A 15,668-nucleotide genomic window follows, 5' to 3' on the forward strand; every position below is an offset into this window, starting at 1 on the left:
AGGTAAATGAAGGATAAAAGAGAAATCATACGTGCCCGAAAGGCATTTAGAAGAAGTCTAAAAGATGAGAAGAAATTCTTGAAACAAGGAAAGAAGGAGGTGAAGAAACAGAAAAAAGATTCTGCTGTGCTGGATGAAAAAGCATGGAAAAAAGAGATAAAAGAAAAGCTAGAGGAGATGAGAGAAGCTTCAAAGGCTAGAGTAAAACAAGCAAATGAAGACTACAATCACATCCTTCAAAATACTTCTCCATCTCTTTTGAATCGGAAAGAATTAAGAGACAGACGATTGCCTCATGCTAGGAAACGATTGAAAATAGCCAAGAAGCAATTTAGAGAAGTCAAGGTACAAACAAAAGAAGAAAGAAAAGAGAGTCGTAAAGAAAGAAAAACCAATCCAAAATTTCTCTACGGTCAGGAAACAAAAGTAAAATCCAATTTTTTCTTTCAAGGGAAGAGTGTAGAAGAATTAAAAGCTAAGAAAGAAGTCAAGGCCGCAAAAAAAAATCTAAAATCTACTAAACAAGCCTATAAGTCCAAAAAAGTCAGTAGGAAAGCCAAAACTTTTCTTTATGTTCTTGGACGTGAAGGAGGAGAGTTAGCTTCAGAAAATGAAAATTTAGAAGGCTATCGCACGCTTCAAGAGACTATCAGAAAAGGGAAACGGTACAGTCGCCTTTCTTATAATCTCGGAAAAGCTAGTGTCAAAACAGGACAAGCAACAGGTCGTTTTACCAAGAAAAGACTGACCAACACAAAAGAGCGATACCATCATTTTAAGGATGGAAAAGGATGGAAACTAGCGAAAGATAACCCAAGTTCCTTTAAAAATCGGTTTCGAAAATTAAAGAAACAAGGTCTTACAAGTGTTCGAAATATCTATCAAAAACTAAAAGCAGCCTTTTCCTTCTTTACATTTGCGACTGGGAATCCTGTAACCTGGATAGTTGGAGGAATAGTCTTTCTTCTTTTACTTATAATGAGCTTCTTTTTAGGATTTTCATCTTCTAGTTTGATTCAACAAGATGAATTTGAATTAACAAAAGCTTATACCCACCTAACTTGGGAAGATGCAGAACATACTCGCACAAATGACAAAGGAATTACCTATTACACAAAAGTTGATGATGTGATGGGGTATATGAACTTTAAATTCCATGACTATGAGTTACACAAACCAGTTCACTTATTTAGTACAGAAACTTACAAGGATTATCTATCTACTTTGTGGCATGATTTAAACGATGGGGAAGATTTGAAATCCATGCAAGACCTCTATGAAACTCCTAAGTATAAACTATCGAAAGACGATCAAGAGGAAATGAAGGAACTAAAAGAAGAAGGTGTGTATGCTTCCATGCAGGAATTGGACAATCCATTTGAGGGGAAAAGCAACGAAGATAGTCTAACCATGACTTATCGTTATGGATACTATGATTTAGACGGAAAACCTACCCTTCAGGAGTACATTCTACTAGAAGCAAAGGCTCACCAAACGATTGTCGCACCAATGGATGGAGTTGTATCTCTAGATGGCGACAATGTTATTCTCACTAACGGAAAAGGAGAGAATGAGAGTAGATTGACCTTGTATTCTATTCATAATGGCCGTGCGATTGAGGGGACAAGAGTCCTAACGGGTGATATTATTGGTGAAACACCAGACGATACAGGTTTGAAAGTTTCCTATCAAAAGTATAAGAACAAGAAAGAAAAATTGGTGTATGTCAATCCGCAATTTTATTTTCCAAAGGTCATTCAACTTCAGACCACTATCTTACCTGCCATTGGTCAGTTTGGTGGGGATGAGTTTGAACGTGCAAAACATATTTATGATTTTTTGAAATCTCAAGGGGCAAGTTCCCAAGCCATTGCGGCTATTTTAGGAAATTGGTCGGTAGAATCTTCTATCAATCCAAAACGAGCTGAGGGAGATTATTTATCTCCTCCTGTTGGCGCTACCGATTCCTCATGGGATGATGAAACCTGGTTAGCAATTGGAGGTCCAGCCATTTATAGTGGTGCTTATCCTAATATACTTCATAGAGGTTTGGGGTTAGGGCAATGGACGGATACCGCAGATGGTTCAACACGTCATACAGCCTTGTTAAATTATGCACGCACCCAAAATAAGAAATGGTATGATTTAGACCTCCAACTTGATTTTATGCTTCACGGTGATAGTCCTTACTATCAAAGTTGGTTAAAGGATTTCTTTGGAAATACGGGCAGTGCAGCCAATCTAGCCCAACTCTTCCTTACCTATTGGGAGGGAAATTCTGGTGACAAACTACTGGAAAGACAAACCAGAGCAACGGAATGGTATTACCAAATTGAAAAAGGCTTTAGCCAAACAAATGGAGGACAGGCAAAAAGTGACCCGCAATCCCTTGAAGGTGTTCGTGGAGACTTGTATGATCATTCTGTTCCTGGTGGTGGAGATGGTATGGCCTATGCCTATGGACAATGTACATGGGGTGTTGCGGCTCGTATGAACCAGTTAGGCTTGAAATTAAAAGGAAGTAATGGAGATAAGATTTCAATCATTAATACTATGGGAAATGGTCAGGACTGGGTTGCGACAGCTTCAAGTCTTGGTGGGGAAACTGGCTCTACACCAAGAGCAGGTGCTATTGTTTCTTTTGTGGGAGGAATACATGGAACACCAGCAGACTATGGTCATGTGGCTTTTGTAGAGAAGGTCTATGATGATGGTTCTTTCCTCGTGTCCGAAACTAACTATGGTGGTAACCCTAACTATACCTTTAGAAAAATCTCGCAAGCAGATAGCGCCATTAGTTTTGCCTATACTACGAAATAGAAGAGTTTACACTTGAAATTTTAGCTATTTTCAGGTAAAATAAATAGTGTAGATGAGTGGTCGGCTCATGGTCAATCTGATAGTAATCTTGGACATAAGGGCCAAGCGGTGGCGGACACCAGAACGAAATCCGATAGCAATCTTGGACGTAAGGGCCAAGCGGTGGCAGACACCAGAATAAACCGACTGACTAGGTGGCTTACAGACTCTGTAAACCACCTTTTTTGTGAGGAAAATATGGCAAATTCTAGAGATTATCGTAATCCAAATTACACCGAAAAAATAAAACTTCAGCGTTTTTTTACTCAGTTACAAATTGCGGCTTCTTTTTTTAAAGAGCACTTCGTTGGCAAAATCATGTATTATGAAACTGAAATAGAAAGTGTTGAACTTCATTTTTCACCTACTAATTTCATGCACCTATGTGGTGTTGATTACCGAAAAGGTGCAGGCAGTTTCTTTGACGATTGTTTAAATAGACATGTCATAATTGATGAGTTGAAGATAAAAAAAGATGGAACCACGATGCAAAAGTTACAAGTTTTAGGATCCATTGAGGAGTTATTGGGAAAGCATGTTCATCTAACTGGTTCAGGACGTTATTTGTATTTGGAGTTTGATTATGCTCTACGTACAAGAAAACAGATACTAGCATTAACATTGAAAGAAACATCAAGGAAAATTGTTCCTCAATCTTTATTAGATTTGAAGAGAAAGACAGTATTTCCAAAAGGTCAAAAAGTAATTTCAATTTACTCAAAACATTTACAAACGTCGGAACTTTTTTATTATTCAAAAGATTAGTTTACATATCTTTTGTGGCATAAAATATATTTTTATCATTTTCAGGAGAACGCAGTTTTGGCTCGTTCTCTTTTTTGTTGTGATACTTCTTTCAAGGAATATTTGGTAGGATTGGAGTGAAAAAAGATTAACTAGGAAAGAAGGAAGTATATGGAAGCCATTTATCAACGTGATTCGGATCAAGATGGACTGACTGATGCTCAAGAATTTGCGCTAGGAACCAATCCTCTTAGCGCAGATTCTGATGGTGATGGTCGTTCAGATTTAGTGGAAGTAGAAGAAGGAACCAATCCCTTAGAAAAGGATTTACAAAACATAGATCAAATAAGTATAACTGAACCGTCTTCAGTATTTATGGAAATGAAACAAAAGATTTCAGATATGATGGAGAGTCACTATAAGGAATTTATACAGGCTCTGATTAGTATTGAAACAGGGATTGAAAACCAACAAGACCTAGAAGACTTATATACTTACTACATGAGAACAGATGCCGTTTCTCTTTTGTCTAGTGATTTAGAAACCAGTCCTCAAGAGGTGGAAATGGAGATAGAGTTGTAGGGGAATCATGTGATTCTCCTATTTTCGTATAGATGAAAGGAGCAAGTATGGAAGTAATGCAATTATTGGCTATGTTTCGTGGAACAATTCCAAAAGATAGAGAGAAAATGGCCCTATTTCTTCGTTATCAAGCGCAACATTTTGATGAGAAATGGCAGGATTTGGTAGAGAGTTTTTTGACTGAAGAGGGGAAGATAGAAGAGATACCTCATGTCTATTCGTTTCATCAAGATATTGTTTCTTTTCTAGAGGCCAGTTCTGAAAATAATGACCAAGATCTAGAAAGTTACACAAGAAATTTTGGACAAGTAGGTTTAGATAAATTATCTCAATTAAGTAATTGGGAGAAAAACTTGGTGCTAGAAGTCGCAACCTATAACCTTTCCACTCGATTTTACATCCAATCTGAAAAAGAGAAGCTAACACCATTAAGTGAGCTTGTATTTCATCAGAATCAGGATGTCAATTTAGTCAATGTCTATCGAGTTGCAAATAATCTATCTGACCGCATTAGTAGAGATATAGAGGAGTTTATTCTAATGGTTGATTCCAAAGAACTAAAAAAAGAAGTTCTTGAGATTCATTTTGAAGAAAAAGAAGGAGATGTTCTAGCCTATTTGGGTTCAGAATTGATGGCTACTTTAGATATCGTTACGAATCTTATCCATCATGAAGAAAACTACACACAACTCCCACTGACACAAAAGCTGAAGATTATTACTCATTTTGATGAAGTAAAGGCTATAAGAGAAAAGTCTAAGCAAGTAGAGGAATCCTTATCTCCTTCAAGTGATATTGAACAGGAAACGGAAGAAACTAACTCCTTTTCTAATGTCGATAAAATTGTAGAAGAAGCTTTGAGGGAATATCCAATCGGTTCACAAGTAAGTTATAAAGGACAAGTATTTCAGTTGGTTTCGATTGAAAATGCACAGTTAAATGACTTAGTTCGCCTAGAGCTATTCAATGATTCCAACCAGTTATTTGAAGAGAATCCTATCTTATACTTGAACAGTTTGGAAGAGATTGAACAAGTATTGTCTCTTGTAGAACTTGAAAAAGAAAATTCAGAGATTGAGATTGATTCATCAAGTGAAAGCCAGGAAATAGATTTGTTTTCCTATCTGGAAGAAGATAATGAAAAGGATAAGGAAACAGAAACGCTTATTGTAGGCATAGAAGAGACGGATGTCCCTGTTCTAGATTTTGTTTTTCCAGATGATTTAGAGGACTTTTATCCTAAGACAAATCGAGAAAAAATTGAAACGAATATCGCCGCAATTGAACTTGTTAAAAGATTAGAAAAAGAGGGACGACAAGCGAATCCAGAAGAACAAGAGCTACTAGCCAAGTATGTCGGCTGGGGCGGTCTTGCCAATGAATTTTTCGATGAACTCAATCCAAAGTATGAAACAGAACGTTTAACTCTTAAGAGTTTAGTAAGTAAATCAGAGTACTCCACTATGAAACAAAGTTCTCTCACAGCCTATTATACAGACCCAATGATTATTCGCCAGATTTGGCAAAAATTACTGGATGATGGTTTTGAGGGAGGAAGGATATTAGATCCTTCTATGGGAACTGGGAACTTCTTTGCGGCGATGCCTAGAAGTATACTAGATAAATCAGAACTCTATGGGGTTGAATTAGACAGTGTGACAGGCGCAATCGCAAAACAACTCCACCCCAATACCCATATTGAAGTGCGAGGATTTGAAGATGTTCCCTATCAAAATAATAGTTTTGATTTAGTCTTAACGAATGTTCCTTTTGGAAATTTTCGCATTGCCGATAAAAACTATGATAAACCTTATATGATTCATGATTACTTTGTCAAACACTCACTTGATTTAGTAAGAGACGGAGGACAAGTGTCGATTATCTCATCTATCGGGACAATGGATAAGCGGACAGATAATGTCTTACAAGAGATTAAAACCAACACTCATTTTTTAGGGGGAGTTCGTTTGCCGGATACGGCTTTTAAAAAGATTGCAGGTACTCGAGTGACCACAGACCTCCTCTTCTTTCAAAAGGATCAAGCAAAGAATCTTAATGAAGATGAGCTTGTCTTTGGTGGCTCTATTCCCTTTGAGGAGGATAAGCGTGTCTGGATCAATCCTTATTTTGATGGGAAATACAATACACAAGTTTTGGGTGAATATGAGATACGTAATTTTAATGGAGGAACTCTCAATGTTAAGGGAGTATCAGAAACATTAGCTACTGAAATAATGAAAGCATTCGAGAATGTGGAAGCACCTAAACAAATTGACAATTCTTTGAAAGCACCTGTTTTTATCAAAGAAGAAGTGGATAATTCTATCCCAAGTCGTATACGTGAGGACTTAGCGCTCTATTCTTTTGGATATGAGGGAAATCAAATTTATTACCGAGATACGCATGGCATTCGGAAAAGTTCAAAAGTAGACGAAATTAGTTATTATGTAGATGAGAAGGGAGATTTTAAAGCTTGGGACAGTTCTTTGTCTGAACATAAAATAGATCGATTCGTGCAACTTCATTTGACAGATGAGGAAGCACTAGATGTATACAAGTCAGAAGAAGCGAGTAAAAGAGGGAAATATAAGGGACTGTTCAAAAAAACTGTCTTTTATGAAAGCCCCTTATCGGATAAGGATATTAGTCGTATTAAGGGCATGGTTGATTTGGGAGAGACCTATCAAGCCTTAATTGAAATTCAACGTCATCCAGATTATAGTCGAACAGATTTTCAGGTATTACTTAGTAAACTCAATCGTGACTATGACCGCTTTGTAAGTCAATTTGGATACTTGAATGCCTCAGTCAATCGAAACTTATTTGATAGTGACGATAAGTATTCTTTACTTGCAAGTTTAGAAGATGAATACATCGATTCTAAAGTTCAGAAAGTAAAATATAAAAAATCTTTAGCTTTTGAGAAAGCATTGGTTAGGCCAGAGAGAGTGATTACAAGAGTATCAACGGCTTTAGATGCCTTAAACTCCAGTTTATCGGATGGTAGAGGGGTTGATTTAGACTATATGGTATCAATTTACCCTGAACATAGCCAAGCTGCTATTTTAGATGAGTTAGGTGACCAGGTTTTAATGGATCCAGAAAGCTATTTAAGAGGAGAAAGAAAATATCTTTCTAAGAACCAATTTTTATCAGGAGACATTCTCAACAAGATAGAAGTAGTTCAACTATTAGTGGAGGAAAACAACCAAGAATGTGACTGGTCCCATGCTTTAGATTTGTTAGAATCTGTTCGCCCTCCAAGGATTCATCTGGCAGATATTGAGTTTAAAATAGGGTCACGTTGGATTCCTCAATCCGTTTATGGTAAATTTGCCTTTGAATGTTTTACTAATCGTAAATTTGAATTGTCTTCGCCAGATGTTGAACAAGTCATTGAAGTGAATCCTGTCGATGGCCAGGTTCATTTAAGGACATCATTTGCTTATCGCTATCCAAGTGCCAAAGATAGTAGTCTTGGAGTCAGTGGGTCACGTTATGATACAGGAAGAAAGGTTTTTGAGAATTTACTAAATTCAAACCAACCGACGATTACTATGACTGTTACGGAAGGAGAAAAGAAAAAGACCATCACAGATTTGGAAAAAACCTCTGTTCTAAGAGCAAAAGAGCAGCATTTACAAGAGCTCTTTCAAGACTTTGTCTCACGGTATCCAGAAGTCCAACAAGTCATTGAGGAAAGCTATAATCGTCTTTATAATCGAACGGTTAGTCGAGAGTATGACGGTAGCCATCTAGTCATTGATGGCTTGGCACAAAACATCAGTCTTCGTCCTCACCAAGAGAATGCTATTCAAAGAATCGTAGAAGAAAAAAGAGCCTTATTAGCTCATGAGGTAGGTTCAGGAAAGACCTTGACCATGCTTGGTGCTGGTTTTAAATTAAAGGAGTTGGGAATGGTTCATAAGCCCTTGTATGTGGTGCCCTCTAGTTTGTCTGCTCAATTTGGCCAAGAAATCATGAAATTTTTCCCTACTAAAAAGGTCTTTGTGACCACTAAGAAAGATTTTGTGAAGGCGAGAAGAAAACAATTTGTGTCACGTATTATTACAGGAGATTACGATGCTATTGTCATTGGGGATTCTCAATTTGAAAAAATCCCTGTCAGTAAGGAAAGACAGATGAACTATATAGAGGATAAACTCAATGAACTACGAGAGATTAAAACACATTCTGAAAATAAGTATACTGTTAAAGAAGCAGAGCAATCAATAAGTGGTCTAGAGAAACAATTGGAAGAACTCCAACGCTTTAATCGTGATAGTTTTATTGATTTTGAGAACTTAGGAATTGATTTTCTCTTTGTGGATGAAGCACATCACTTTAAAAATATTCGTCCAATTACTGGACTTGGGAATGTAGCAGGAATTACCAATACAACTTCTAAGAAGAACGTGGATATGGAAATGAAGGTTCGACAGATTCAGGAAGAACATGATTTTAAAAATATTGTCTTTGCGACAGGAACACCTGTTTCCAATTCTATTAGTGAGTTGTACACTATGATGAACTACATTCAACCGGATATCTTAAAACGCTATCAAGTTGATTATTTTGACTCTTGGGTAGGTGCTTTTGGAGAAATTCAAAACTCTATGGAATTAGCTCCTACAGGGGATAAGTACCAACCTAAGAAACGATTTAAAAAGTTTGTCAATCTACCTGAGTTGATGAAAATTTATAAAGAAACAGCCGACATTCAAACACAAGATATGTTGGATTTACCTGTTCCAGAAGCCCATATTATTCCTATTGAGAGTGAATTAACTGAAAACCAGAAACTCTATCTAGAAGAATTGGTTATGCGTTCAGATGCGGTTAAATGTGGAACAGTTGATCCGAGCCAGGATAACATGTTAAAAATTACGGGTGAGGCACGAAAACTAGCAATTGATATGCGTTTATTGGACTCTAGCTATAGTCTAGCAGACAATCATAAACTACTTCAGGTAGTGGATAATGTTGAAAGAATTTATCGTGAGGGAATGGAAAATAAGGCTACTCAGATGATTTTTTCAGATATTGGAACACCTAAGAAAAAGGACAATGGCTTTGATGTTTATTCTGAGGTTAAGGCTTTATTAGTTGATAGAGGAATCCCTAGTAAGGAAATTGCCTTTGTACATGATGCCAATAGTGATGAAAAGAAGAATAGTTTGTCTCGAAAGGTCAATGCAGGAGAGGTGCGGATTCTCCTTGCCTCAACTGAAAAAGGAGGAACAGGTTTAAATGTTCAGAGCAAGATGAAAGCAGTTCATCACCTGGATGTACCGTGGAGACCAAGTGATATTCAGCAACGCAATGGACGTATTATCCGACAGGGAAATGAAAACAAGGAAGTGGATATTTACCACTATATTACCAAAGGTTCGTTTGATAATTATCTATGGGCAACTCAGGAGAACAAACTCCGTTATATTAAGCAAATTATGACTTCTAAGGAGCCAATTCGTGCTGCAGAAGATATTGATGAACAGACTATGACAGCTTCTGATTTTAAGGCACTAGCAACAGGTAATCCTTATCTCAAACATAAGATGGAATTGGAGAATGATCTAACCCTATTAGAAAACCAAAGACGCGCCTTTCAACGCAGCAAGGATCACTATCGTCATACAATCTCTTACTGTTCGGAAAATATACCCATTCTTAAGAAAAGATTAAGCAAATATGATGGAGATATCCAACAGTCTAAAATGTCGAAAGATCAGGCATTTACTATGACAGTAGGTAAGCAAGCTTTTGAGCAACGAGCTGAAGCAGGTGAATCCCTACACCGTCTTATCCGTCATAATCAATCTGACAGCAAAGAATTCCGTACTCTAGGCAGTTATCGAGGATTTGACATTAAAATGCTTAGTCTTCCAACGGATCAGCCTCTTCCTGAAAACTTCTCTGTTAAGATTGTAGGAGAAAATCAGTATTCTGTCAGTTTAGATTTGTATTCTCCTTTGGGGACAATTCAAAGGCTTCAGCATACGATTGATCACATTAAAGAGGATCAAGTGAAAACTCAGAACTTATTGGATGAATTAAAGGATAAATGGACTACTGCTAAGGTAGAAATTGAGAAAAATTTTCCAAAGGAAGAGGATTATCAAACTAAAAAGGCCGAATACGATGTACTCGCGCCATTGATTGAAACAGAAACGGATTTAGATATTATTGATCAGGCCTTACGACAATTCCACGAAAAAGGAAAAGAAAAGCAAGAACAACTTTCTTTTGAATTAGATTAAAAAATATATATAAATAGCGGACAAGAAAAGAAAAGCGCGGTAGAATAAAGATAGAAAGAAACGAGGTAACGATTATGATGGAAGATACCTATTATCAATTAGAAGAGGCTTTGGTACAGGGATTTCAAACACCTGAAGAATACCAAGCCTACAAGGAGTTAAAGGAATATTATGAGGAAGTGACAGGCGATTACAGCTTTTCTATACGAGAACTTACTAGTCAATTGGAAATCGCTCTTCAGAATCATCGAGGTGTGGACTTTGAAGAACATGAGAAAGAGGAGTATTTGGACTTAGTTCAAAAATTAGAAGAGTTTGATTCCTCTCTTGCCACCCATTATCGTCAATTGATTGACTAGAAAGGAGAAAGTCATGAATGATTTACTCCTTATCCCAGTAATTTTTTTAGCAGTAGGAGGAATTTTCATTCTTTTTTGGAGACTCTTTCTTATTGCCAGTGGACTTTTCCTGATTGGTTTTATCAGTTTTCTTATTTTCGTGGAGGTCTATGGAATTTATCTGTTCTTTACTGAACCGACTTTATACTTTGATGATATCAGACAACATGGTTTAACTAGTTTTACGGCTGTGTACCTTTTCATCAATCTGATGTTGGTTCTAGGATTCAGTTGGCGTTTCATAAACTCCAAAACTAAGAAAAGTATGTAAACTTGTTAGATGGTTAAAAAACTTTATCTGAATCTAAATTCGGATAAGGTTTTTTATTAGCCTTGATTCTTTCATATACTTCATAGCTAAATTGGAGCAGTAATTTATGAAAATCATTATCCTCACTGTTATTACTTGTATTTATGGCTTGTTTATGTCGTTCAATATGAGAAAGAGCTCTTCTCAAATTTTCTTCTTTTGAATTTTTCATAGTTACATTATAAGCTGAAGACAGATAGTTTTGATATTTTTCTCTGAACTGTACGATTTTGCTTCTTAAATGTAGGAATGACCTTTTATTATGGTGTGATAAAACTTACAAGTCCTTTTTGTTATTCTTGACCTAGTTTTTATAGAAAGAAGGTCTAAGATGTTAAATAAAGTCAAAACTAAAGCCTTAATTAGTGTTGGAGCAGTGGCTGCAACTAGCTTTATTCTCATGATGGGATATACTGCTGGTCAACACTCGACTGCTAAACAAAGTCGTAAAGAGATTGAATTGGCTGCAGCTAAACTTGTAGAGAATAAACAAGCAGAAGATAAAGCCAGCATTTTGTCATCGGATACTGTAAAAGAATTTTTGACGCAGTACTATACGAAAGAGAAGCTCGGAGAAAATAATACACGTATTCAACCTTATATGACTGAATCGGCTTATTCTCAAGAATTGTCAAGTCAAAATGATGCCATGAACCAAGTGTATAAGGATTATATTTTAGATTATCATTTTGAAAAAGCTGATATCTTTGTCAATCAGACTACGAATCAAGCCATTGCCATGGTCTCATATAATGTAACCTATGTATCTGATTTAAAGAATGCCAACCAATCAAAGACCAATCAGACAGAAACCAGAACGGTTAAATTGTCCTATTCTAAACTACCTGGTAAGTTATTGGTCAATCAAGTACAGGTTTGGAAATCTGGGTTAGATGATTTAGATAATGCAACTCCTAAAACTTTAGAAGAATCATCATCAATACCATCACTGCCAAATACTACGACAAAATGATGATATTGCATGGGAATAGAAGAATGTAAGCAAATTTCAATTCTTGATGTAGCCAATCGTTTAGGTATCTCCTTTAAACAAGTTTCGAGCAGTGTCTATGAACATCCTGAACACGATTCATTTCGGATTTTTTCAACTACCAATACTTTTAAATGGTTTTCAAGAGATATTCAAGGTGATGTCATTGATTTTGTTCGACTTGTTAAGGGAATTTCCTTTAAAGAAGCTCTAGCCTTTCTTTCTGAAGAACCTTTTCAAAAAGAAGCTATTCAAGAAAAAAGAGAGAGACCATTTTATTATCCTTTAAAGAGAGTAGAAGATTCTAACTGCAGTTTGACTAGATATTACTTAACAGAATGTAGAGGAATCTCAGAAGAAATCATACAAAAGATGATTCAACAAGGTTTGATAGCACAAGCTAGTTGGAAAACAAATGAAACAGTTGAACCTGTTAACGTTTTTAAAAGCTTTGATCATCGCCACAAGCTGCAGGCAGCAAGCTTACAAGGAATTTATAAGAATCACTCTCTTCCTAGAGAAAGGTTAAAAACGATTCTAAAAGGAAGCCATGGACATGTTGGAATATCCTTTGACATTGGTAAACCAAATAGACTGGTCTTTTGTGAATCGTTCATCGACTTGATGAGCTATTACGAACTTCATCAACAAAGTCTAACTAATGTTCGTTTGGTATCTATGGAAGGATTAAAAAGGTCTGTTGTTGCTTATCAAACTTTACGACTAATAGCTGAAGAAAATCAGAAGTTGGAATTTTTAGATACAGTAACACCTTCAAAGTTATTGCATTTGATCAATACAATTCGTGATACCACCACCTATTTCGATAATCATCCTGATTTATTGACACTTGCGGTAGATTGTGATGATGCAGGAAAAGATTTTTCTGATAAGTTATCTCAATCAGGATTTCCTGTTTTACTGGATTTACCTAATAATGAATCTGGGAAAGAAAAAATAGACTGGAACGATATTCTTAGAGAAAAGAAATCAGATTTTCAATTTAAGCTTGAAACTGTAAAAGAGACATTTGGAAATCCACCAGTAAGACAAAACTCTCAATGTTTAGAATTGTGATAACAAAATCAAGATGTTTTAGCTAATATTAGAATGAAGGAGGATCGTATATGACCATAATCGAGCGCTTAGAAGAAAAGGTCACTAGGCAAGAAAGCAAGGTAGCAAGAGAGACAGAAAAACTCGCTGCTTACAAAGAGCAACTGGAGACAGCGATGTTTGCGACGTTCAAAAGGCGTCAAAGCATCAGTCACATGAGTTTTGAAGAAGCTCTTGACCATGCCTTTGGTAAAGAAAGACAATTCGATGATTCTGAATTTAGAAAGGATGAAATGAGTGAATGACAAAAGATTGGAATTTTAATCAACCATTAGAAAGTAAATCAGAAAATCAAGGGGATTCAGATAAAATTGCGGCCTTATTTGGAAATCATCAAGGAGGTAATGATGTAAATTATGAAGCAGCTTTTCAAAAGCGAAAACAAGCGCCTGTGACGGAATCAAATTCTAGTTCTAAACCTAAAGTTACAGAGGTTAGAACAGGAAAAGAGACAGATATCACTACAAGTTATCAGCAACATCTTAAAAGACTTATTGCGGATAACAATAGCGATATTCAAAGCAGTCAAAAGAAAATTGAAGAGCTACATACATTTATTGACACAAAGAATAAAGACAATAAGAAATTACAGTCCATTTATGATGCGATTTCGGAATTACACTAAGCAGTCCTGATAGGCTGCTTTTTTTGAGAGGTTATAGATGTTTACAACATTTTTTAAGAAAAATCACGACAATAGTGATGTATTTAAAAAGCTGATTCATAGACTATCTGATATGTCTGTCCAAGATCTTGAAAAAATAGACCGACTGTTAGATATCATTTTCACTCCAGATCAAGAATCAGAACAAGTAAAAACAGAATCAATTTATAGGGAAGAAACTTTGGACGACACATTAAAGGAAGCTAAAAATCAACTTCATAAGGAACAATTGGAGAAGAATTTAGAGAGATTTAGGAAAAACAGCCAATAATGCACCAAAAATGGTGCATTTGCTTTTTCTAAATGTTATAATGGTGGTATAAAAATAAAAGGAGTTTGCCATGATTGGAAAGAACATAAAATCCTTACGTAAAACACATGACTTAACACAAGACGACTTTGCCCGAATTGTAGGAATTTCTCGAAATAGCTTGAGCCGGTATGAAAATGGAACGAGTTCAGTCTCTACGGAATTAATTGACATCATTTGTCAGAAGTTTAATGTATCTTATGTCGATATTGTAGGAGAAGATAAAATGCTCAATCCTGTTGAAGATTATGAATTGACTTTAAAAATTGAAATTGTGAAAGAAAGAGGTGCTAATCTATTATCTCGACTCTATCGCTATCAAGATAGTCAGGGAATTAGCATTGATGATGAATCTAATCCTTGGATTTTAATGAGTGATGATCTATCTGACTTGATTCATACGAGTATCTATTTAGTAGAAACTTTTGATGAAATAGAGAGATATAGCGGTTATTTGGATGGAATTGAACGTATGTTAGAGATATCTGAAAAACGGATGGTAGCCTAATGGAAATCCAAGATTATACCGATAGTGAATTCAAACATGCTTTAGAGCGGAACATTCGCTCACTGACAAGAGGAAAAAAGTCCAGTAAGCAACCTATAGCGATTTTGCTTGGAGGGCAAAGTGGTGCCGGTAAGACTACAATTCATCGTATTAAACAGAAAGAATTTCAAGGAAATATTGTTATCATAGATGGTGATAGTTTTCGTTCTCAGCATCCACACTATTTAGAACTGCAGCAAGAATATGGCAAAGATAGCGTTGAATACACCAAAGATTTCGCAGGGAAAATGGTAGAGTCTTTAGTAACAAAATTGAGTAGTTTGGGATACAATCTTTTGATAGAAGGAACTTTACGAACAGTTGATGTTCCAAATAAAACAGCAAAACTCTTGAAAAATAAGGGGTATGAGGTACAATTAGCCTTAATTGCAACAAAGCCTAAGCTGTCCTATCTGAGCACCCTTATCCGATACGAAGAACTATACGCTATCAATCCAAATCAAGCACGCGCAACTCCAAAAGAACATCATGATTTCATTGTAAATCATCTAGTTAATAATACACGACAATTGGAAGAACTAGCTATCTTTGAAAGAATTCAAATTTACCAACGAGATAGAAGTTGTGTATATGATTCGAGAGAAAATACAACTTCAGCAGCAACAGTTCTTCAGGATTTACTGTTTGGGGAGTGGAGTCAGGTCGAGAAAGAGATGCTTAAATCTGGAGAAGAAAGATTGAAAGATTTAACTAATCGAAATGGTTGTTAGATCATGAGTTTTAAAATATAGTCTATTGGATCGTCAATTAAAAAATAACGATCCTTTTTTATACTCTCTATTTTCTTCTTCTTCATATTTTTTCAAAAGTTTTAGCATTCTTCAGTCATGATTTCCTAACACTATAAGTACAAATTTAGCACAGTT

Annotated in this window: 15 protein-coding genes; 13 read left to right on the forward strand and 2 right to left on the reverse strand. The window is 36.0% G+C overall.

Going from position 1 to position 15,668, the window contains the following annotated elements; translation table 11 throughout:
- Nucleotides 1-6 precede the first annotated feature (6 nt).
- Entirely contained in the window at nucleotides 7-2,820 is a 2,814-nt protein-coding gene (locus tag STO1_RS03740; protein WP_096422005.1) for a phage tail tip lysozyme, read from the forward strand.
- Between the two features lie 30 nt (nucleotides 2,821-2,850).
- On the opposite strand, the gene STO1_RS09755 is transcribed toward STO1_RS03740, so the two are convergent.
- Nucleotides 2,851-3,039, reverse strand: coding sequence for a hypothetical protein (locus STO1_RS09755; RefSeq protein ID WP_071788347.1), 189 nt, complete (start codon nucleotides 3,037-3,039; stop codon nucleotides 2,851-2,853).
- Nucleotides 3,040-3,057: 18 nt separating this feature from the next.
- Here STO1_RS09755 and STO1_RS03750 point away from each other — a divergent pair, with 18 nt between their 5' ends.
- The 5 genes from STO1_RS03750 to STO1_RS03770 all read left to right on the forward strand — a co-directional run bounded on the left by STO1_RS03750 (nucleotide 3,058) and on the right by STO1_RS03770 (nucleotide 11,114).
- A complete protein-coding gene (locus STO1_RS03750; protein ID WP_000013901.1) occupies nucleotides 3,058-3,624 on the forward strand; it encodes a PBECR4 domain-containing protein in 567 nt (188 codons plus the stop codon).
- Between the two features lie 150 nt (nucleotides 3,625-3,774).
- On the forward strand, nucleotides 3,775-4,185 hold the full coding sequence (locus STO1_RS03755) for a thrombospondin type 3 repeat-containing protein (protein WP_000387505.1): 411 nt from the start codon (nucleotides 3,775-3,777) through the stop codon (nucleotides 4,183-4,185).
- A 47-nt stretch (nucleotides 4,186-4,232) separates the two neighbouring features.
- A complete protein-coding gene (locus STO1_RS03760) occupies nucleotides 4,233-10,445 on the forward strand; it encodes a helicase-like domain-containing protein (RefSeq protein WP_231870006.1) in 6,213 nt (2,070 codons plus the stop codon).
- A 74-nt stretch (nucleotides 10,446-10,519) separates the two neighbouring features.
- Entirely contained in the window at nucleotides 10,520-10,804 is a 285-nt protein-coding gene (locus STO1_RS03765) for a DUF5962 family protein (RefSeq protein WP_096422009.1), read from the forward strand.
- A gap of 13 nt (nucleotides 10,805-10,817) precedes the next feature.
- Nucleotides 10,818-11,114, forward strand: a complete 297-nt coding sequence (locus tag STO1_RS03770; RefSeq protein ID WP_096422011.1) for a DUF5966 family protein — start codon at nucleotides 10,818-10,820, stop codon at nucleotides 11,112-11,114.
- A gap of 13 nt (nucleotides 11,115-11,127) precedes the next feature.
- On the opposite strand, the gene STO1_RS03775 is transcribed toward STO1_RS03770, so the two are convergent.
- Complete coding sequence (locus tag STO1_RS03775) at nucleotides 11,128-11,325, reverse strand: hypothetical protein (protein WP_096422013.1); 198 nt, start codon at nucleotides 11,323-11,325, stop codon at nucleotides 11,128-11,130.
- Nucleotides 11,326-11,484: 159 nt separating this feature from the next.
- On the opposite strand from STO1_RS03775, the gene STO1_RS03780 reads away from it, so the two are divergent.
- From STO1_RS03780 to pezT, 7 genes are all read left to right on the forward strand, one after another.
- The gene (locus STO1_RS03780; RefSeq protein ID WP_096422015.1) at nucleotides 11,485-12,126 is read left to right on the forward strand and encodes a peptidylprolyl isomerase; all 642 of its coding nucleotides are present in this window, start codon (nucleotides 11,485-11,487) and stop codon (nucleotides 12,124-12,126) included.
- Nucleotides 12,127-12,135: 9 nt separating this feature from the next.
- On the forward strand, nucleotides 12,136-13,221 hold the full coding sequence (locus STO1_RS03785; RefSeq protein WP_000510561.1) for a thioredoxin domain-containing protein: 1,086 nt from the start codon (nucleotides 12,136-12,138) through the stop codon (nucleotides 13,219-13,221).
- A gap of 50 nt (nucleotides 13,222-13,271) precedes the next feature.
- Nucleotides 13,272-13,505, forward strand: a complete 234-nt coding sequence (locus STO1_RS03790) for a DUF5965 family protein (protein ID WP_000152419.1) — start codon at nucleotides 13,272-13,274, stop codon at nucleotides 13,503-13,505.
- The gene (locus STO1_RS03795) at nucleotides 13,502-13,885 is read left to right on the forward strand and encodes a DUF5945 family protein (protein WP_096422017.1); all 384 of its coding nucleotides are present in this window, start codon (nucleotides 13,502-13,504) and stop codon (nucleotides 13,883-13,885) included. The genes STO1_RS03790 and STO1_RS03795 overlap by 4 nt, the downstream gene beginning before the upstream one ends.
- A gap of 37 nt (nucleotides 13,886-13,922) precedes the next feature.
- Entirely contained in the window at nucleotides 13,923-14,195 is a 273-nt protein-coding gene (locus STO1_RS03800; RefSeq protein WP_045773570.1) for a hypothetical protein, read from the forward strand.
- 70 nt (nucleotides 14,196-14,265) lie between these two features.
- Nucleotides 14,266-14,742, forward strand: a complete 477-nt coding sequence (gene pezA / locus STO1_RS03805) for a type II toxin-antitoxin system antitoxin PezA (RefSeq protein WP_045773571.1) — start codon at nucleotides 14,266-14,268, stop codon at nucleotides 14,740-14,742.
- The gene (gene pezT, locus STO1_RS03810; RefSeq protein WP_045773572.1) at nucleotides 14,742-15,512 is read left to right on the forward strand and encodes a type II toxin-antitoxin system toxin PezT; all 771 of its coding nucleotides are present in this window, start codon (nucleotides 14,742-14,744) and stop codon (nucleotides 15,510-15,512) included. Before pezA ends, pezT begins: the two co-directional genes overlap by 1 nt.
- Nucleotides 15,513-15,668: the final 156 nt, after the last annotated feature.

It is taken from the genome of Streptococcus oralis subsp. tigurinus, assembly GCF_002356415.1.
GTDB lineage: Bacteria > Bacillota > Bacilli > Lactobacillales > Streptococcaceae > Streptococcus > Streptococcus oralis_F.

What these genes read in the sequence shown, in the direction of transcription:
- STO1_RS03740 (WP_096422005.1), top strand. Translation starts at nt 7, where the DNA reads ATGAAGGATAAAAGAGAAATCATACGTGCCCGAAAGGCATTTAGAAGA.
- STO1_RS03750 (WP_000013901.1), top strand. Translation starts at nt 3,058, where the DNA reads ATGGCAAATTCTAGAGATTATCGTAATCCAAATTACACCGAAAAAATA.
- STO1_RS03755 (WP_000387505.1), top strand. Translation starts at nt 3,775, where the DNA reads ATGGAAGCCATTTATCAACGTGATTCGGATCAAGATGGACTGACTGAT.
- STO1_RS03760 (WP_231870006.1), top strand. Translation starts at nt 4,233, where the DNA reads ATGGAAGTAATGCAATTATTGGCTATGTTTCGTGGAACAATTCCAAAA.
- STO1_RS03765 (WP_096422009.1), top strand. Translation starts at nt 10,520, where the DNA reads ATGATGGAAGATACCTATTATCAATTAGAAGAGGCTTTGGTACAGGGA.
- STO1_RS03770 (WP_096422011.1), top strand. Translation starts at nt 10,818, where the DNA reads ATGAATGATTTACTCCTTATCCCAGTAATTTTTTTAGCAGTAGGAGGA.
- STO1_RS03775 (WP_096422013.1), bottom strand. Translation starts at nt 11,325, where the DNA reads ATGAAAAATTCAAAAGAAGAAAATTTGAGAAGAGCTCTTTCTCATATT.
- STO1_RS03780 (WP_096422015.1), top strand. Translation starts at nt 11,485, where the DNA reads ATGTTAAATAAAGTCAAAACTAAAGCCTTAATTAGTGTTGGAGCAGTG.
- STO1_RS03785 (WP_000510561.1), top strand. Translation starts at nt 12,136, where the DNA reads ATGGGAATAGAAGAATGTAAGCAAATTTCAATTCTTGATGTAGCCAAT.
- STO1_RS03790 (WP_000152419.1), top strand. Translation starts at nt 13,272, where the DNA reads ATGACCATAATCGAGCGCTTAGAAGAAAAGGTCACTAGGCAAGAAAGC.
- STO1_RS03795 (WP_096422017.1), top strand. Translation starts at nt 13,502, where the DNA reads ATGACAAAAGATTGGAATTTTAATCAACCATTAGAAAGTAAATCAGAA.
- STO1_RS03800 (WP_045773570.1), top strand. Translation starts at nt 13,923, where the DNA reads ATGTTTACAACATTTTTTAAGAAAAATCACGACAATAGTGATGTATTT.
- pezA (WP_045773571.1), top strand. Translation starts at nt 14,266, where the DNA reads ATGATTGGAAAGAACATAAAATCCTTACGTAAAACACATGACTTAACA.
- pezT (WP_045773572.1), top strand. Translation starts at nt 14,742, where the DNA reads ATGGAAATCCAAGATTATACCGATAGTGAATTCAAACATGCTTTAGAG.